Origin of the sequence: Polaromonas sp. (assembly GCF_012927455.1) — a bacterium.
Taxonomy (GTDB): Bacteria; Pseudomonadota; Gammaproteobacteria; order Burkholderiales; family Burkholderiaceae_C; genus Polaromonas.
This window is the reverse complement of record NZ_JABBPE010000021.1, coordinates 18,809-34,625: the sequence shown is the minus strand read 5'-3', so window position 1 is coordinate 34,625 and position 15,817 is coordinate 18,809. Positions and strand designations below refer to the sequence as shown.

At 60.1% G+C, this 15,817-nt stretch carries 19 protein-coding genes and 1 pseudogene; 5 read left to right on the top strand and 15 right to left on the bottom strand.

Features of this window, described 5'->3' with window-relative positions:
- Positions 1 to 12 precede the first annotated feature (12 nt).
- Positions 13 to 867, top strand: coding sequence for a symmetrical bis(5'-nucleosyl)-tetraphosphatase (locus HHJ18_RS19710; RefSeq protein ID WP_296918045.1), 855 nt, complete (start codon positions 13 to 15; stop codon positions 865 to 867).
- Between the two features lie 128 nt (positions 868 to 995).
- Here the strand turns inward: HHJ18_RS19710 and HHJ18_RS19705 are convergent, their stop codons facing one another.
- The 3 genes from HHJ18_RS19705 to HHJ18_RS19695 all read right to left on the bottom strand — a co-directional run bounded on the left by HHJ18_RS19705 (position 996) and on the right by HHJ18_RS19695 (position 4,583).
- Complete coding sequence (locus HHJ18_RS19705) at positions 996 to 1,943, bottom strand: YihY/virulence factor BrkB family protein (protein WP_296918043.1); 948 nt, start codon at positions 1,941 to 1,943, stop codon at positions 996 to 998.
- Between the two features lie 101 nt (positions 1,944 to 2,044).
- Positions 2,045 to 3,514, bottom strand: a complete 1,470-nt coding sequence (locus HHJ18_RS19700; protein ID WP_296918041.1) for a DEAD/DEAH box helicase — start codon at positions 3,512 to 3,514, stop codon at positions 2,045 to 2,047.
- Between the two features lie 163 nt (positions 3,515 to 3,677).
- A complete protein-coding gene (locus HHJ18_RS19695; protein WP_296918039.1) occupies positions 3,678 to 4,583 on the bottom strand; it encodes a neutral zinc metallopeptidase in 906 nt (301 codons plus the stop codon).
- Between the two features lie 155 nt (positions 4,584 to 4,738).
- On the opposite strand from HHJ18_RS19695, the gene HHJ18_RS19690 reads away from it, so the two are divergent.
- Positions 4,739 to 5,458 carry a DUF4136 domain-containing protein gene (locus HHJ18_RS19690; protein ID WP_296918037.1) on the top strand — a complete coding sequence of 240 codons (720 nt, stop codon included), beginning with the start codon at positions 4,739 to 4,741 and terminating at the stop codon, positions 5,456 to 5,458.
- Between the two features lie 68 nt (positions 5,459 to 5,526).
- Here HHJ18_RS19690 and HHJ18_RS19685 read toward each other — a convergent pair whose 3' ends face one another.
- Complete coding sequence (locus HHJ18_RS19685; RefSeq protein WP_296918036.1) at positions 5,527 to 5,901, bottom strand: hypothetical protein; 375 nt, start codon at positions 5,899 to 5,901, stop codon at positions 5,527 to 5,529.
- Positions 5,902 to 6,042: 141 nt separating this feature from the next.
- Here HHJ18_RS19685 and HHJ18_RS19680 point away from each other — a divergent pair, with 141 nt between their 5' ends.
- The gene (locus tag HHJ18_RS19680) at positions 6,043 to 6,990 is read left to right on the top strand and encodes a delta(1)-pyrroline-2-carboxylate reductase family protein (protein WP_296918034.1); all 948 of its coding nucleotides are present in this window, start codon (positions 6,043 to 6,045) and stop codon (positions 6,988 to 6,990) included.
- Positions 6,991 to 7,013: 23 nt separating this feature from the next.
- On the opposite strand, the pseudogene HHJ18_RS19675 reads toward HHJ18_RS19680, so the two are convergent.
- The 9 genes and pseudogenes from HHJ18_RS19675 to HHJ18_RS19635 all read right to left on the bottom strand — a co-directional run.
- Positions 7,014 to 7,245, bottom strand: a pseudogene (locus tag HHJ18_RS19675) (cryptochrome/photolyase family protein); the annotation flags it as partial.
- 526 nt (positions 7,246 to 7,771) lie between these two features.
- Positions 7,772 to 8,638 (bottom strand): PA4780 family RIO1-like protein kinase, encoded by an 867-nt coding sequence (locus HHJ18_RS19670; protein WP_296918032.1) that lies wholly within the window; start codon positions 8,636 to 8,638, stop codon positions 7,772 to 7,774.
- A complete protein-coding gene (gene ycaO / locus HHJ18_RS19665; RefSeq protein ID WP_296918030.1) occupies positions 8,635 to 10,371 on the bottom strand; it encodes a 30S ribosomal protein S12 methylthiotransferase accessory factor YcaO in 1,737 nt (578 codons plus the stop codon). Before ycaO ends, HHJ18_RS19670 begins: the two co-directional genes overlap by 4 nt.
- A gap of 235 nt (positions 10,372 to 10,606) precedes the next feature.
- A complete protein-coding gene (locus tag HHJ18_RS19660; RefSeq protein ID WP_296918028.1) occupies positions 10,607 to 11,704 on the bottom strand; it encodes a 6-carboxytetrahydropterin synthase in 1,098 nt (365 codons plus the stop codon).
- 41 nt (positions 11,705 to 11,745) lie between these two features.
- Positions 11,746 to 12,558 (bottom strand): thiazole synthase, encoded by an 813-nt coding sequence (locus HHJ18_RS19655; RefSeq protein WP_296918296.1) that lies wholly within the window; start codon positions 12,556 to 12,558, stop codon positions 11,746 to 11,748.
- 41 nt (positions 12,559 to 12,599) lie between these two features.
- The gene (gene thiS, locus HHJ18_RS19650) at positions 12,600 to 12,800 is read right to left on the bottom strand and encodes a sulfur carrier protein ThiS (protein WP_296918027.1); all 201 of its coding nucleotides are present in this window, start codon (positions 12,798 to 12,800) and stop codon (positions 12,600 to 12,602) included.
- 140 nt (positions 12,801 to 12,940) lie between these two features.
- A complete protein-coding gene (locus HHJ18_RS19645; protein WP_296918025.1) occupies positions 12,941 to 13,081 on the bottom strand; it encodes a hypothetical protein in 141 nt (46 codons plus the stop codon).
- Between the two features lie 249 nt (positions 13,082 to 13,330).
- On the bottom strand, positions 13,331 to 14,005 hold the full coding sequence (locus HHJ18_RS19640) for a MarR family transcriptional regulator (protein WP_296918023.1): 675 nt from the start codon (positions 14,003 to 14,005) through the stop codon (positions 13,331 to 13,333).
- Positions 14,006 to 14,174: 169 nt separating this feature from the next.
- Entirely contained in the window at positions 14,175 to 14,381 is a 207-nt protein-coding gene (locus HHJ18_RS19635; RefSeq protein WP_296918021.1) for a hypothetical protein, read from the bottom strand.
- On the opposite strand from HHJ18_RS19635, the gene HHJ18_RS21030 reads away from it, so the two are divergent.
- Together HHJ18_RS21030 and HHJ18_RS19630 are read left to right on the top strand one after the other, a co-directional pair.
- On the top strand, positions 14,371 to 14,580 hold the full coding sequence (locus HHJ18_RS21030; RefSeq protein ID WP_366558868.1) for an ABC transporter substrate-binding protein: 210 nt from the start codon (positions 14,371 to 14,373) through the stop codon (positions 14,578 to 14,580). The genes HHJ18_RS19635 and HHJ18_RS21030 overlap by 11 nt on opposite strands.
- Positions 14,577 to 14,909 (top strand): hypothetical protein, encoded by a 333-nt coding sequence (locus HHJ18_RS19630; protein ID WP_296918019.1) that lies wholly within the window; start codon positions 14,577 to 14,579, stop codon positions 14,907 to 14,909. The genes HHJ18_RS21030 and HHJ18_RS19630 overlap by 4 nt, the downstream gene beginning before the upstream one ends.
- Here the strand turns inward: HHJ18_RS19630 and HHJ18_RS19625 are convergent.
- On the bottom strand, positions 14,880 to 15,098 hold the full coding sequence (locus HHJ18_RS19625; protein ID WP_296918018.1) for a SlyX family protein: 219 nt from the start codon (positions 15,096 to 15,098) through the stop codon (positions 14,880 to 14,882). The two genes, HHJ18_RS19630 and HHJ18_RS19625, sit on opposite strands and share 30 nt — an antisense overlap.
- A 14-nt stretch (positions 15,099 to 15,112) precedes the next feature.
- Positions 15,113 to 15,685 (bottom strand): dCTP deaminase, encoded by a 573-nt coding sequence (gene dcd, locus HHJ18_RS19620; protein WP_296918016.1) that lies wholly within the window; start codon positions 15,683 to 15,685, stop codon positions 15,113 to 15,115.
- Positions 15,686 to 15,817 lie beyond the last annotated feature (132 nt).

Here is a 15,817-nt window from a genome sequence, read left to right as displayed (position 1 = left end):
AGAATGAACAGCATGTCACTTTACTGTATCGGCGACCTGCAGGGTTGCCACCTGCCATTTCAGCGCTTGCTTGAGAAGATTGATTTTTCCGCTAGCCGCGACACCGTGTACCTGCTGGGAGACCTGGTGAACCGCGGACCGGACTCGCTTGGCCTGCTGCGCCACCTGATGGCACTGGGCGACGCGGCGAAGTGCCTGCTGGGCAACCATGATTTGCACCTGCTGGCGCTGTGGCAAGGCGTGCGCAAGGCAGGCCGTCACGATACCGTGCAATCCGTCTTGCAGGCGCCCGACAGCGCGGCGCTGCTGGACTGGCTGCGGCACCGCGCCATGGCGCTGCAGCGCCATGGCTGGCTGATGGTGCATGCGGGCGTGCTGCCGCAGTGGACTGCGGCGCAGACCCTGGTGCTGGCCGCAGAGGTGGAACAGGCGCTGCGCGGCCCTGACTTGAAAAGCTTTTTGACCGCCATGTACGGAAACGCGCCCAGCCAATGGCATGACAGGCTGGCGGGCGCCGACCGACTGCGGGTGATCGTCAATGCGCTGACGCGCCTGCGCTTTTGCACGCCCGACGGCGTGATGGATTTTGCGAGCAAGGACGGCGCGGGCGCCAAGCCCCCCGGTTTTCTGCCGTGGTTTGAGGTGCCCGGGCGCGCCAGCCAAGGGACGCCCATGGCGTTCGGGCACTGGTCCACCCTTGTGAAAGACGCCAGGCAGATCAAGGGCCTGCGCAACAACACGCTGCCGCTGGACACCGGCTGCGTCTGGGGCGGCTGCCTGACGGCTGCGCGCCTGGGCGCTACGGCAGGGGAGTTTGAGCTGATCGCAGTGAAGTGCGAGCAGGCGCAGCAGCCGGCGACAGACTGAAAGGGTTCGGCACAGTCAGCGCTGGTTTTGCTATCAACTCAATAGCAAATAATGACCGTACTTATTGGGCGGTAAGGCTAAAAAGCATCCAAAAGCGGATCGCTTCGCAGCAGCAGCGAAATAAAGCGCTACGGAGATACCGCCACCAGCGGCACATCGGTGCCCAACGACCGCCCGGCGGCAACAGCGGCCGCCTCATCGGACCAGGCACGCGCCATGCTGGCCGCCAGCAACAGCACGGCGGAAGAAAAGTAAATCCACATCAAGATCACCACCAGCGAACCCGCCGCACCGTAAGCCGACACCACGGCGGCGGTAGACAGGTAAAAAGCCATCAGGTACTTGCCGACTTCAAACAGGATGGCGCCGGCGGCTGCGCCCATCACCAGGTAGCGCAAGGCGGGCTTGGGGCCTGCGCTCATCCGCATCAGGGCCACAAACAGGGTGACGCAAAAACCGAAGGACACCGCCTGGTTGATGACCCAGGCCAATTTTTCAACCGGCAGGTAAGTACCGGCCCAGCCCGTTACCAGGCCTAAAAAGGTCGAAACCGCCAGCGACACCAGCAGTAAAAATCCGAGCGCGAGGATATACGCGACGCCGCGCAATCGCAAGGAAGCGCCGCGCCACCATTTCTGCTTGGGCGCCTCACCATGGCCTTGGCGCCACAAGCGCTCAAACGCGTCCTGCAACTCTGCAAATACCCCGGTAGCGCCGGACAGCAGCAGCCCAAACGCCAGCAGCGAGGCGGTGATGCCCTCGCTGGGTTCTTGCGCGCTGGAAAGCGCCTGTTGCACCACCTGCGCCCCCTGCGCGCCTATGACACTGCGGATCTGGTCGACCAGGCTGGTTTCAATGTAGCTACGATCCAGCCACCATCCCATGACAGCCACCAGCAATACCAGCAGCGGCGCCAGGCTGAGAATGCCGTAAAACGACATGGCGGCGCTCATGCGCAAGCCTTCCGCGTCTACCCACTGGTTGACGGCGCGCCACAAGGGGCGGTAAAGGTGCTGCAGGGCGGCCAGGCCGAATGCCGGCAAGGCCTTGAGTTGCGGGACGGGTTTGAAAAACATGCCCGAAGCCTAAGGGGACGGCGAATCAACGCGAAGCGGCGACTTGCGCGAAGGACCGTAGGAAGCTTCCGACGCGTCGCGCAGAAGGAATTATTAAAAAATCAGGCGCAGGCTTTGAACAGCGCCGCGACTTTTTTCTTGGGCTTAATATTGGCCGACACCCCGCCGCGTGCCGCGTTGGTTTTGGCCGCGGCTTCCCAGGCCGGCTGCGCGTCTACGGCAACGCCGGGCTCGTAAGGCTGGTCAAAAAACGGATCGCGCGGCGCCGCCGCCTGACGATAAGGCGTGTGCTCACGACGCTCGCGACGCTCAGGGCGCTCACGGGGTGCGCGAAACTCTGAAGAAGCCTCGGGTGTAGCGCCTTCGCTTTCGCGGTACATGCGCCGGCCGTCGTTGATGCGGCCCTGCTCGCTGATGCGCGGGCGGTCTTCGTCAAACTCCAGCGGCTCCAGCTCGATTTTGGTTTTGAGCAGCTTTTCAATGTCGGTCACCAGGCGGATGTCGCTGCTGGCGACAAAACTCACCGCCAAGCCGGATGCGCCGGCTCGGCCGGTGCGGCCAATGCGGTGAATGTAGTCTTCAGCATTGAAGGGCACGTCAAAGTTGAACACCGCCGGCACGTCCTTGATGTCCAGCCCGCGGGCGGCCACATCGGTGCAAACCAGCAGGTCCACCTCGCCTTTTTTAAAGGAATCGAGGGCCTTCAAACGCTCTTCCTGGCTTTTGTCGCCGTGCAGTGCGGTGGTCTTGAGGCCTTCGCGTTCCAGCGAACGAGCCAGACGGGCGCAGCCGAGTTTGCTGTTGACGAAGACAAAAGCCTGCTTCATGTCGCGCTGCTTGAGTATCTGGTGCAGCGCCCGGCGTTTGTCGTCGGCGCCCACACTGTAAAAATGCTGCTCGACCGTCGAGGCGGCGGCGTTGGAACGCGCCACTTCAATCGTCACCGGGTCCTGCAGATAGCTGGAAGCCAGGCGCTTGATCTCGGGCGAGAAGGTCGCTGAAAACAGTAAGGTGATGCGCTGCTTGGGCAGGTAACTCAAAATGCGCTGCAGATCGGGCAAAAAGCCGATGTCAAGCATGCGGTCGGCTTCGTCGAGCACCACATATTCGACCTGGTTCAGCACGGTATTTTTGGCTTCGATGTGGTCCAGCAGACGCCCTGGCGTGGCGACCAGCACTTCAACGCCCTTTTTGAGCTCCAGCGTTTGCGGCTTCATGTCCATGCCGCCAAACACCACTGCGCTGTTCAGATTGGTGTATTTGGCGTAGAGCTTGACCTGCTCGGCCACCTGGATGGCCAGTTCGCGGGTCGGCAATAGCACCAGGGCGCGTACCGGATGACGGGCTGGAGACGTTGAGGCGTTCTCGTGCTTCATCATGCGCTGCAGCAGCGGCAGCGCAAAGGCAGCCGTTTTGCCAGTGCCGGTTTGCGCAGCACCCATCACGTCTTTGCCTTGTAGAACGACCGGAATGGCCTGTTCCTGGATGGGGGTCATGGTTTCGTAGCCCATTTCGGCTACGGCGCGGGCCAGCGGTTCTGCCAGCGAAAGATTCGAAAAAGATGATGTCATTTAGCCTGCTATTGTCGCACTTCGAGCGAATTTCCCTTTTTTTACCCGACTACCGGGTCAGCGCCCCTCCGCCCGACGCGCGGACCGATCCCTTAATCAGGTCTGGTTGCTATTGTTTTTATAGCTGTTTGCGCCCGTGGAACATGGGCTAGAGCACGATTTACTATATATTTCTGGCGCTGAAGGTATCGCAGGCCTTGACGCTTCCGGTTTTCAGGCCAGTGTTGAACCAGCGCTGGCGCTGGGCGCTGGTGCCGTGGGTAAAGCTCTCGGGCACCACCGCGCCGCCACCGCCCCGCTGCAGCGCATCGTCACCAATTTTGGCCGCTGCGTTCATGGCTTCTTCGACATCGCCCTGCTCCAGGATCTGCCGCGAGGTTTGCGCCTTCTGCGCCCACACGCCGGCAAAGCAGTCGGCCTGCAATTCGAGCCGCACGCTCAGCGCGTTGTATTCGACCTTGCTGACGCGGCCACGCATCTGGTCCATCTTGCCGCTGATGCCCATCAAATTTTGCACATGGTGGCCGACCTCGTGCGCAATCACGTAAGCCTGAGCAAAATCACCGGGCGCCCCCAGGCGGTTTTTCAGGGTTTCGTAAAACCCGAGGTCGATATAGACTTTTTGGTCGCCCGGGCAATAAAACGGCCCCATGGCTGCCTGGCCCTGGCCACAGGCGGTCTGCGTTGCGCCGCGAAACAGCACCAGCCGAGGCTCCTGGTAGGTTGCGCCGCTTTTGCTGAAGACGTCTTTCCAGACATCTTCGGTGTCGGCCAGCACAGTAGAGACAAATCTGGCCATGCGGTCATCGGCGGGCGGCCGCTGCGCGGGGCTCTGCTGCTGTTGCTGAACCTGGGCCGGCGGCGATCCGCCGCTCAGCAGGCTCAATATAGTGAGTGGGTTGATGCCGAAAATCCAGCCGCCGACCAGCGCCACCACGATCGTGCCAATGCCTATGCTGCGGCCGCCCAGCAACCCGCCTAGGCCGCCACCGCCACCGCCACCGCCACCACCCGCATCATCGCGCCGGTCTTCAACGTTGTCCGATTCCCGATTGCCTTCCCATTTCATGACTGCCCCAATCGCAATTAGCTGCTGTTGACATCTGCCTATACTGACATGAACCGGTGCACTTCCCAGCCGATGCGATGTCAGTGCATGCGCCAACTTTACTTGAGAGCAAGCGCCCTCGCGGAACAAAAACAATCCACAGGTATCTATCCATCATGCAGCTGTCAGCCATTCGCCATTCCATGTGTCGGTCCGTCTTGGGTACCGTGTTTTCCTTGCCACGGTTGTATTTGGCACTGTTGGTCACGGCCTTGCTTACCGGCTGCGCGAGTTCGATCACGGCCAGAGTTACCAGCTTCAACCAGTGGCCATCTGACGTTGCGGGCAGCACCTTTAGCTTCATCACACCGGTCAACCCCAACCGCGAGCTGGAGCAGGCGACGTATGAAAGCCTCGTTCAGGCTGAGCTTGAAAAGTTGGGCCTGAAGCGCGCACCCTCCGGGCAAGTGGGGCGCGTGCAGGTCGACGTGGCGGCGACACATCGCGCTGAAGATAAAACCTATATGGCACCGGTTTATCAGGACAACTACGTGTTTTTTCCACCTTACCGCGACGCGGCGGGCGCTATTTTTCCGGGTATGTGGGGGCCAGATCCATTCGGGCCGCGCTATGTAGGCGACCGCCCGGTGAACCGCACCGTTCAGATCAACTCTCTGCGCTTGCGGCTGCTTGACACCAAGGTTGCAGCGCAAGGCGCGCAGCCTGGCAAACCGCGCACGGTGTTCGAGTCCCGCGCGGTTTACGAAGGCGACAACGGCGACCTGCCTGCAGTAATGCCTTATCTGGTGCGCTCGGTATTTGACGGATTTCCCGGCCAGAATGGCAAGATGTACACAATAAGATTCGACAGTAAAACTGGCGCACAGATTAAGTAGTAGTCGCCGGCTTGGCCGGCTGATTTTTACAACGTTAGTCGCTTACACCGACATTGACAAAATCCGCATCACTGCCGGGGCGCGAAAGATACTGGCAGGAAGCCCTGAACCGGATTGGCGGGCAAGGCGGTGATGTCACTTTCCTCGGTGTCAGCCAGCGCCTGTGTGCTTTGACCGTCCTGTATGGAAGCTTTGGCGGCTTTGGCGGCTTTGGCTTGCTGGATGCAGTTATGACGGGCCGTCCCCAAGCTGGTTTCCATGCACCGGTTGATCGCCGTGCGTTCAGAGACGCGCAATGCATCGCGGACCTGCGCCGAGTTCACCTGGCCATCCACCACCAGCGCCATGGCAGCCAGCTGACACAAAATGACCAGGGCAGCTGCCGCTAGAAATAGCATCCTGTTGGGCACCTCATCAATTTTGGGCAAATGGTCAGCAAACATGTCAATTTCTCTTTCGGTTAACTAACTCTATGCTGAGGCCATATTTTTAAAGGCCATCCGGCCGCAGAGCCGTGTACCTGTAGGATAAATACGCCTCTGGCTACGCATTGGGCAATCTCCCCACAGGTTTACCATCGCTCAATGACCTCTGACGACCTGACGCCCCTGCCTGCCACGCTGCTTGACTCGGCCCAAACGGCGGCCCGCCTGCCTTACCTTCTGCTGGTGAAGGAGCTGGTCCGGCTGCTCGGGGACAGTTCGGTTCAAGTCCCGGCACGTCTGGTGCAGCCCTTGGCGGGCGGCGGCAGTCTTTTTGTCATGCCGGCGCTGGACTCTCGCACCGCCATCACCAAACTCATTACGTTCACGCCGGCCAATGCCGGCAGCGGCCGGGCCACCATTCAGGGCGATGTGGTGGTGTTTGACGTGGCCAGCGGCCAGCGCCAGTTGGTGCTCGATGGACCCACCGTCACCGCGCGACGCACCGCCGCAGTGTCCCTGCTTGCCGCCCAGCGACTTGCACGCAGCCCGCAGGGGCCGCTGCTGATCGTCGGCGCCGGCGTGCAAGGGACAGCCCATCTAGAGGCGTTTGCCGAAGGTTTACCCATCAGAGAAGTGGTCATCGTCTCGCGCAGCGCGTCCAGCGCGCAATGGCTCGCTCTGCACGCGCAATCGCTGGGCCTGCAGGCGCGCATCGTGACAGACGCCAACGCGGCACTGGCCGACTGCCCGCTGACCGTGATCTGCACGCCAGCCCAAAGCGTAGTACTCAGCGCCTTGCCGCGCAGCGACGCCTTTATCGCCGCTGTCGGCGCCTTCACGCCACACATGGTGGAGTTGAGCCCGGAACTGTGCCGACACTTTGCAACGCAAGGCACCGTGGTGGTGGATACCGTGGACGCTCGCCACGAGGCCGGTGATTTGCTTCAGGCCGGGCTTGATGTGGCAGGCTTTGTCAGTTTGGCCGACGTGGTGCGCGCCGAAGCCTTCCCGGTGACGGGGCCGGTGCTGTTCAAGAGCTGCGGCTGGGCGGGGTGGGATCTGGCGGCCGCGAGGACGGCGTTGGCTCACTTTTCCAGCCAGCGATAAGCGGCTCATGTTTTTTGCTGGTCAGCGAAGTGGCGCATCGCGCTCAAAAACAGTGCAATGCGCTGTTTGGACGACCAGATAGGGGTCGACTCTTCGACCACTTCAGCCATCCAGAGTGCGTCCAGCGAGGGATCAAAGCCATCGAACGCCGCTGCATTGTCATCAAGCTGATTACCCCAGAACGATGACCAGACGCTGCAGCCAGCCGGGCGGTGTCAGCGTTGCCGATGCAGCTACTCTTGCCGCTTTAGTCATGGTGTGGGTTTCCAGGTTTCTTTTTTGCGCGGCAGGCGTCAGAACAGTAAAGCACGTCAGTCCAGGTCCTGACTCAAGCCTTGCGCCGTGTCATCGTGCGCACGGTTTGCCCGGTAAAAACTGTTTATTGCCCTTCAAGGCGCCTTTCATGCGACTTCCTTCCCCCCGGCGGGTGCTGGGGACCAGCGTGAGCACATGGGTTCTTGTTTTTTTCTTCACTGGGTTCGAGTCCTGGGTCCATGGAAGGGCGGCCGCAGCCTCAAAGTCTGGGTGGAGGCTCAAAGTGAATGCTCCTGCCTTGACGGGCGGATTTCGCCAGCAGAGGGATAGGAGAACAATATCTTGCAACCTGCCTAGCCAAAATGTGGACACGCATTTTCAGTGTCCCTCACCTCAGCTTGCATTTGTTTCTGGCTACACGCCCCAGACCGCCGATCAATGTCCCACAAGCCAGACCTGCAGACGCCGAACTTGATTGGCGCTTTTTTCGCATTTTGCACGGCCTCGTGCCGCCCTACTAGTTCGCTTACGCCCGTTTTCCCTGGGCGTTGCCGGCATCCTTGCGCGCAAGTCGGGCGGCCTCCTCGTCGCGCGCCGCGTCGATGACACGCATGACGCCGTTGAGGTCGGCCAATTTTTCGTTGCGCTTGAAATGTCCGGTGAGTTCGCTCTGCGGCTGCAGCGCACCGGTTTCGTAGAGTGACCAGATTTCCTTGCCGTAGTCGGTGCGCAGAAGTTCCGGGGCAAACTGGCCGAAATAGCTGGCGAGGTTGTCCACATCACGCTCCAGCATTCGGCTGGCATTGTTGTTGGCCGCCGCGTCGATCGCCTGCGGCAGGTCGATGATCACCGGGCCGTCGCTGTCAATCAGGATGTTGTATTCGGAAAGATCCCCGTGCACGATGCCGGCACAAAGCATCAGCACCACCTGCCGGATCAACATAGCGTGGTAGCGACGCGCATCGTCAGCGCTCAGCACCACGTCATTCAAGCGAGGCGCCGGTGAGCCGTTTTCATCGGTCACCAGTTCCATCAGCAGCACGCCTTCGTGAAAGTTATACGGCGTGGGCACGCGCACACCAGCGCCGGCAAGGCGGTGCAGCGCATCGACCTCTGCATGCTGCCAGGCGGCTTCCTGTTCCTGGCGGCCGTAGCGTGAACCCTTGGCCATGGCACGGGCCTGCCGGCTGTTCTTGATCTTGCGCCCTTCGGTGTAGTCAACCGCCTGACGGAAAGCGCGTTTGTTGGCTTCCTTGTAGACCTTGGCGCACAGCACTTCATCGCCACACTGCACCACATACACCATGGCTTCCTTGCCGCTCATGAGCTGACGGACGACCTTGTCGACCAGTCCGTCGGTGACCAGCGGCTCGATTCTGCTCGGGGTTTTCATACTGGCTGGTCGGCCTTGTGCAGCTTGCTGTAGGCAGCCAGCAGGCGCTGGTGCATCTCACAATTGGCCAAGTTCAGCCCCAACGAAGGCTGGTCGAAAAAGCGCAACTCACCTTTAAGCAATGCGTCGGCCTGGCGCAGCGTTTCAGAGCCATAAAGGCTTTGCAGGGCATCGCCAAAGCGCGTTGCATCGTCAAGCTTCTGCAGGCTTTCGATACAACTGTAGACGCGGCGACGCTCGGTGTTGATCTGGCCAAAATGTCGAATCCATTCGCAGCCTTCGTTGATGGCTTGTTCGTTTGCGCAGGCCAGCGCCAGCAAGGTTTTCAACTCACCCACGCGCAGGTCTTTCCAGAAGGCGTTGTCGCCGGGTGCCAGGCCGATCAGCGCAGCGACCAGACGCTCGTCGGTCAGGCCGCTTTCATTGAGCGTGTCGAGCAGATCGCTGCATTCCTCGTTGTCGAGTTCGGGCAGGTTACAAATCGCTTCGCGGATGGGATTGGCCACGCTGTTGTTTTCCCATTCGAGTTCGTCGATGGGGTAGATTTCGGACATGCCGGGAACAATGGTGCGGCAGGCATACACGCCCAGATGCGTGAAGTCGGCCACGTAGATATCGTGCCCATTGGCGTGCACGCTGGCGACCAGCCAGGCGTAGTCCTCGGCGGTGGTGCTGCTGAAGTTCCAGTCATTGAAGGCAAAGTCGGGCTGACTGCCAAGGAAGTTCCAGCTGATGATCCCGCTGGAATCGACGAAATGGATTTCGAGGTTGGGCGAACTGGCAATTTCTTCGAGGTCAAAACCGGCCTCGGGAAAACCGGCCAGCGCGTCGAGCGCCCGGCCCTGCAGCAACTCGGTCAGCGCGCGTTCCAGCGCAATCTCAAAGCGCGGATGGGCGCCAAAACTTGAAAAAACACCCTGATCGTTGGGGTTCAGCAAGGTCACATTCATCACCGGGTATTGGCCACCGAGCGAGGCGTCTTTCACCACAATGCCGAAACCGGCAGCGCGCAGGCCTTGAATGCCGGCCGCGATGCCCGGGTACCGGTTGATGACGTTTTGTGGCACGTCGGGCAGGCACAGTCCTTCGCTGATGATGCGAAACTTGATATGGCGTTCAAAAATTTCTGACAGCGCCTGGGTGCGCGCCTCTGCCTGCGTATTGCCAGCCGACATGCCGTTGCTGACGTAGAGGTTGCTGATCACGTTGACCGGAAAATAAACCACGGCCTCATCGCGCTGGCGCACGTAGGGAATGGCGCAAATGCCGCGCTCCGTGTTGCCAGAGTTGAAGTCCACCAGGGCGCTCGCATCTATGGAGTCGCGCGGGTTATAGAACTGCTGCAGTTCCGGCGTCAACAAGCCCTGCGGCCATGCACCGTCTTCGCCAGGCGCAAACCAGCGCTCCTGCGGGTAATGCACAAACGCGCGCGCATCGCCCTCTGCATAGGCCTGGCCGAGGTAGTAGTGACTCCAAAAGTAGTTGCAGGACAGACGCTCAAAATATTCACCGAGCGCGCTGGCCAACGACGCCAGTTTGGATGCGCCCTTGCCATTGGTGAACATCAGCGGGCAATCGCGGTCGCGCACATGGACCGACCAGATGCCATCGACCGGGTTGAGCCACGAACGCTCCTCGATATGAAAGCCGAGCGCTAGCAACTTGGCCTGCATGCTGCTGATCGAGGACTCGAGGGAGGCGTCCTTGCCGACGATGAAGCTTTCTGGGTGCATGGGAATATCTTGCTGAGTACTACGTGATGCGTGATGCGGATGCGTAGCGGGTTGGGAACAAATTCCCGCCCACCACCGCAAAGGTAATTCCAGGCCGAAGGAAGCGCGGGAATGAATGCGTCCGGGGTCACCGTGGGCATCATGACCGCGTGATGCGTGTCGATAAGCGCGGATGACGGCGCTTGGGGCAGACAAGCAGTGATTATCCCGCATCAGCGCTAGCGCCCCGCCAGATTCAGGCGACCGGCAACCCCAGCCCGCCAGCATCGACCGAAACGACAGCCCCGCAACCTCGGGTTTCATACAGATCAACCCCGACCAGCTCGGGCAGCGTGGCCCGTCCTTTTTCTAAAATCCAGCTGGCAATGCTTGCCGTGTCGCCATCCTTCAAATCAGCGATTTCGTGCAGGGGCTGGTGGTCGATCAACTGAAAGACCGGGTCAAAAAGAGCCTTCACATCGCCAAAGTCCACCAGCCAGCCCAGCCATTCGTTTAGCGCTGCCGACAGGTGCAGGCGCAAGGTGTAGGTATGGCCGTGCAGGCGCCGCAGCGGGCTGCCGTCGGGCGCGCTCTTGAGTTGCAGGGAACTGTCCAGCGTCACTTCTTTCCAGATGCGATAGTGCTGGCCATCAAAGTGCGCACCACAAGACGCGGTCTCAAAAACCGTGATCCAGGACAAGGCCGGCAAGCTGGGTTTGAGCCGTTCCCAAATCCAGCTCGACAACCTTTCGCTGGTGGGATTTTGCAAACCGGGGAGATCGTTGAGGCAGGCGTAGTCGAGCTGCTGCTGCATCGGCCTCCAGCAACGGTCCAACGCGTCGTAGTCAATCGGGCTGGCGTCGGTCCTGGGCGCCTGACGGGCATGCACGACGACTTCAAAACCATGGCCATGCATGCGACCGCATTTGTGGCCGGCAGGGACATGCGGCAGCCGGTGCGCGGCCTGAAAAATATAGCGTCGCCACAAGTGCAGCTGCCCCAGGGCATCCAGCTCAACGCCTTGCGCTGTGGTGCTCTGAAGGCTGACCTGTTGCAATCCTGGCAGATCTGCTTGCGACTGAATCCAGCGGGCCAGGTTGTCATCCGTGGGAGATTCGATCTGCTCGTTCACCAACCGGTAGTCCAGTTGAGCCACCGTGGCTTCAAGACGCGCGCGCAGACTTGCCACCTCGCCACCCGAGAATGGCGCCCAAGCGGCGGGAAGATCACAGCGCACTTGCGCCAGAAAACTGTGCCCGTGCAGCCGGCGCGAACGGTGGCCGGGCGCCAGCGCGTCAATCTGGCGCGCCGCCTCGAATCCTGCGGAGGCGACAAACAAGGTCTTGCTGGTCATGGTTCAGATCGCTCTTCAGATTGCTTTTCCGTGCGCGACGCTCATCCCGCGACGCGGCCGGCCATGGGCGAAGACGGCGAAGCGGAAAATTTTCTGGGCATGCGGCCCGCCAGATAAGCCTCGCGCCCGGCTTCAACTGCCAGTCGCATCGCGCGCGCCATCCGGACGGGCTCGCGTGCACCGGCAATCGCGCTGTTCATCAGGACTCCGTCGCAGCCCAGCTCCATCGCTATCGTTGCATCAGAGGCCGTGCCGACACCGGCATCGACGAGCACCGGCACCGTGGCCTGCTCGATGATCAGCGACAGATTCCAGGGGTTCAAAATTCCCATGCCGGAGCCGATCAGCGAGGCCAGCGGCATCACCGCGACGCAACCGATTTGTTCAAGCAATCTGGCCTGGATAGGATCGTCGCTGCAATACACCATCACCTCAAAGCCATCGCGCACCAGGATTTCCGCGGCCTTGAGCGTTTCCGGCATATTGGGAAACAGCGATTTTTCATCACCCAGCACTTCCAGCTTGACCAGCTTGTGGCCATTCAACAATTCCCGCGCCAGTTGCAGCGTGTAAACCGCATCCTGGGCGGTATAACAACCCGCCGAATTCGGCAATATTGTGTACTTTGATTGCGGCACCACGTCCAGCAGACTGGGCGCCTTCGGATCCTGGCCGATGTTGACGCGTCGAATCGCCACCGTCACGATGTCCGCACCCGATGCCTCAATGGCGACGCGGGTTTCTTCCAAGTCGCGGTATTTCCCGCTACCAACCAGAAGGCGCGAACGATAAGTTTTCCCGGCGATAGTCAAGCCGCCGTCCTGCGCGCTTGCCTGCGTACTTTGCTGCGTCATGTCATGCTGATTCATTGTGTCAAAACCTTGAAAAATTTTGTTTACCCGCCGCCAATCGGGCGCACCAGGTCGACCTGGTCATGCGGCTGCAGCACGCGTTGCAACCACATGGAACGCGGCACGACTTCGCGATTGACGGCCACGGCCAGCGCCTGCTGGGCCAGATTCAGTTCGTCAACCAGTTCACGCACGTTTTGCCTGTCTTTGACAAGATGAGGCAAACCGTTGAGTTCAATTTCCATCGCCGCCCGCTTTCAAAGTGACATTTAACGGAAAAGTAACCTATCCGCTGACCGGTGCATCCGATGCATCCGATGCAGTGCAGCTGCTTTCGATGATAGTCGACGGTTGTTGATGTCCGTATTCTGCGCACGGCCACCTTTCAGCGCCGGCGCATGACAAAGGTCTCCAGCCAGCCGATGGCGACGTACATCAGCATGGCGGCGATCACCACGCTGACCAACGGCAGGCCGGCCGTCACCTTCAGCGCGGCGATGAAGGTCGGCACGACGCCGAGAACCATAGCGAGCGAATCCTATGACCGTGGCCCCGAAAGTCGCTGCGGCATGGGCCAGCAGGCCAGGTTGCTGAGGCTTTCCTTGAGGAGTTCCAGCATCGTTGGCCACAGGGCCGACGCATAGCTGATAAATAGCGGATTGATAAGCTGAGCGCGCGGCAGCACCGCCCACAACACCAGCACAACAAGCGGCAAGGCGAGCTGCGCGGTCCGCACCGCACGCGCCTGACGAATCCGGGGTGGGCCAAGCGATGTTTACTGGGACGGGTCGGCCAAACCGCTCTTTGGTTTCCGCTCAATCGACGGCGCTCTTCGGCCGCTGCGGTGTGGCGCTTCCAGCTCGTGCAGCGCCATCTGGGCGCCCATCACCAGCGAGCCGATGATTTGGTCCAAAATGGCGGCCTGCTCCTTCGTCAACGATTGAAAAGTCAGGTCGTTCGTCCTCCGCCGCAACGGCCAAACCTCTCGCAACAGGGTCTGCCCCCTCTCCGTCAAGGTCAGCGACACGCTGCGACGGTCTAACTCGTGGGGCCGCTTGTCGACAAGACCCTTCTTGATGAGCTTTCCGGTCTCCAACGTGATGAACTGACTCGAAACGTGAATCTGATTGGCGATGTGGCTGACCGTCGCACCCGGCGTCTCGTACAGGATGGTCATGATGACGTACTGCTGATTCGTCACGCCAATGTAGGCAGCGAAGTGCTCACGGTTGCGCACCATCACGTTCGACAGGCTGAGCAGGTTGTAGATGAGCCGTCTGAAGTCTTTGTCCGAACCGCCCTTGAGCAGGCTTTTCAGTGAAGTACTGAGCGCCGAGGACGCGCGGCCTCCCTCGGCCTCTTGCGGCTCGCCATGCGCGGCCTGCCAGGACTCAGTGATGCTGCTAGCGGGCTCCGGCGAGTCTTGCTTGGCGACGAGATGACTAAGCATGGCAAGCCCTTGCGGTTGAAGTCTGACCTCTTTTTCCCGCAAAGAAGGTGGAAAAAGTAAACAGCCCGGTTCGCAAGAATACTTTCTTAGCAGTCATATGTAAGTTAATTGTGCAGATTACTATGCAAATAGTTTACTTTCCACGCGAAACGCTGCAAAAACGCAGAAATCAACGAGAAGTTATCATTTTTCGCATTTCCCTCCTCTCGACATCAGTTTGGTAGCCCTCAGGGTGCCCATGATCAATCGACGCGACGTTCCTCCAGCCGCCCTCTATGCCGTAGCGCCATTGAGCGTGGCACCGTTCCCGGTGCACGCGCAGGGCAAGAATCTCATCAAGCTGCTCCAGCCAAGTGGTGCGTTCGATGTTCTTCACAACCGCCTACGTCGTAATGACCAGGGGCTTTTTCAACGATAGCGGTCTGGACGTCGGATTGACGACCGCCAACGGGTGCGATAAGGCGATGGCCGCGCTGCTAGCCGGTGCCGCCGACATCGCCCTGATGGGCCGGAAGTGCCTATCTACGTGCTCAACAGCGAATCGCCGCAAAAGGCCCGAATTTTCTGCTTCATGACCGCAGCCAACGGCGACCTGCTGATGGCCCGCGAAAAAGTTAAACGCTTTGACTGGAATGCACTGCGCGGCAAGGAGATCATGGGCTGGCGACCCGGCAGTAGGCCGCTGATCTTTCTGGAGACGGCGCTGCGCCTGCACGGACGCGATCCGCGTTCAGGCGTGAAGCTGGTCACCAACATCGCGACGCCGGCCCGCTTGGGCGCGTGGCTGGCCGGTCAGACTCCCCTGAATACGGGCATTAGATTTCCGGTTCGAGGCGCGATCAGCACAGCGCCGCAAACGATGAAACACATGAAATCAGTAGTGCGGCGGCAAATCCTCGCTTGATCGGCCCGCCACGCCGCTGCCGCCTTCGGGGATCTGCTGGCGCAGCTGGCTGATCTCGCGGATCAACAGGTCGATTTGCTGTTGCTGGCGCACGATGACCTGGTTGAGCTGGTCCACCATGTCTTCGCTAAAGCTGGCCTTGATTTCCAGATCAATCAACCGCTGTTCAATGTCGTGCGGGTATTCCATGGCGCTATTGCTGTTCAGGCTTTGGGCAGCGTCACCCCGATTTGCCCTTGGTACTTGCCGCCGCGGTCCTTGTAGCTGACCTCGCAGACATCGTCCTTGTCGCTCTCAAAGAACAGCACCTGGGCGCAGCCTTCGCCCGCGTAAATCTTGGCGGGCAGCGGCGTGGTGTTGGAAAATTCAAGCGTCACATAGCCTTCCCACTCGGGCTCGAAAGGTGTGACGTTGACGATGATGCCGCAGCGCGCGTAGGTGCTTTTGCCCAAGCAAATCGTCAGCACATTGCGTGGAATGCGAAAGTATTCCAGCGTGCGGGCCAGCGCAAAGCTGTTGGGCGGAATGATGCAGCTGTCGCCGTGGAAGTCGACAAAGCTTTTTTCGTCGAAGTTTTTCGGGTCCACCACCGTGCTGTGGATGTTGGTGAACACCTTGAACTCGGGAGCGCAGCGGATGTCGTAGCCGTAGCTGCTGGTGCCGTAGCTGATGATTTTCTTGCCTTCGCGCTCGCGGATCTGGCCCGGCTCGAAGGGTTCGATCATGCCGGTGGACTCTGCCATGCGGCGTATCCATTTGTCGCTTTTAATGCTCATGGGGAAGGTTCCTTGGTTTGCCAATGATTGTAGGCAAGCGGCAGGTACGCCTTGACGCTAGATTGTTTGCTATTATATTAATAGCTACTTGCGCCCGTCCCATATGGTCTAGAGGCCGATTTGACCCCTAAA

Bases quoted from the DNA above. Each gene is read 5' to 3' on its own strand.
- HHJ18_RS19640 (WP_296918023.1), bottom strand. From the start codon at position 14,005: ATGCTTAGTCATCTCGTCGCCAAGCAAGACTCGCCGGAGCCCGCTAGC.
- HHJ18_RS19660 (WP_296918028.1), bottom strand. From the start codon at position 11,704: ATGACCAGCAAGACCTTGTTTGTCGCCTCCGCAGGATTCGAGGCGGCG.
- HHJ18_RS19690 (WP_296918037.1), top strand. From the start codon at position 4,739: ATGCAGCTGTCAGCCATTCGCCATTCCATGTGTCGGTCCGTCTTGGGT.
- HHJ18_RS19700 (WP_296918041.1), bottom strand. From the start codon at position 3,514: ATGACATCATCTTTTTCGAATCTTTCGCTGGCAGAACCGCTGGCCCGC.
- HHJ18_RS19625 (WP_296918018.1), bottom strand. From the start codon at position 15,098: ATGGAATACCCGCACGACATTGAACAGCGGTTGATTGATCTGGAAATC.
- HHJ18_RS21030 (WP_366558868.1), top strand. From the start codon at position 14,371: ATGTTCTTCACAACCGCCTACGTCGTAATGACCAGGGGCTTTTTCAAC.
- HHJ18_RS19685 (WP_296918036.1), bottom strand. From the start codon at position 5,901: ATGTTTGCTGACCATTTGCCCAAAATTGATGAGGTGCCCAACAGGATG.
- HHJ18_RS19630 (WP_296918019.1), top strand. From the start codon at position 14,577: ATGACCGCAGCCAACGGCGACCTGCTGATGGCCCGCGAAAAAGTTAAA.
- HHJ18_RS19655 (WP_296918296.1), bottom strand. From the start codon at position 12,558: ATGACGCAGCAAAGTACGCAGGCAAGCGCGCAGGACGGCGGCTTGACT.
- HHJ18_RS19680 (WP_296918034.1), top strand. From the start codon at position 6,043: ATGACCTCTGACGACCTGACGCCCCTGCCTGCCACGCTGCTTGACTCG.
- thiS (WP_296918027.1), bottom strand. From the start codon at position 12,800: ATGGAAATTGAACTCAACGGTTTGCCTCATCTTGTCAAAGACAGGCAA.
- HHJ18_RS19695 (WP_296918039.1), bottom strand. From the start codon at position 4,583: ATGAAATGGGAAGGCAATCGGGAATCGGACAACGTTGAAGACCGGCGC.
- HHJ18_RS19670 (WP_296918032.1), bottom strand. From the start codon at position 8,638: ATGAAAACCCCGAGCAGAATCGAGCCGCTGGTCACCGACGGACTGGTC.
- HHJ18_RS19710 (WP_296918045.1), top strand. From the start codon at position 13: ATGTCACTTTACTGTATCGGCGACCTGCAGGGTTGCCACCTGCCATTT.
- HHJ18_RS19645 (WP_296918025.1), bottom strand. From the start codon at position 13,081: ATGGTTCTCGGCGTCGTGCCGACCTTCATCGCCGCGCTGAAGGTGACG.
- ycaO (WP_296918030.1), bottom strand. From the start codon at position 10,371: ATGCACCCAGAAAGCTTCATCGTCGGCAAGGACGCCTCCCTCGAGTCC.
- dcd (WP_296918016.1), bottom strand. From the start codon at position 15,685: ATGAGCATTAAAAGCGACAAATGGATACGCCGCATGGCAGAGTCCACC.
- HHJ18_RS19705 (WP_296918043.1), bottom strand. From the start codon at position 1,943: ATGTTTTTCAAACCCGTCCCGCAACTCAAGGCCTTGCCGGCATTCGGC.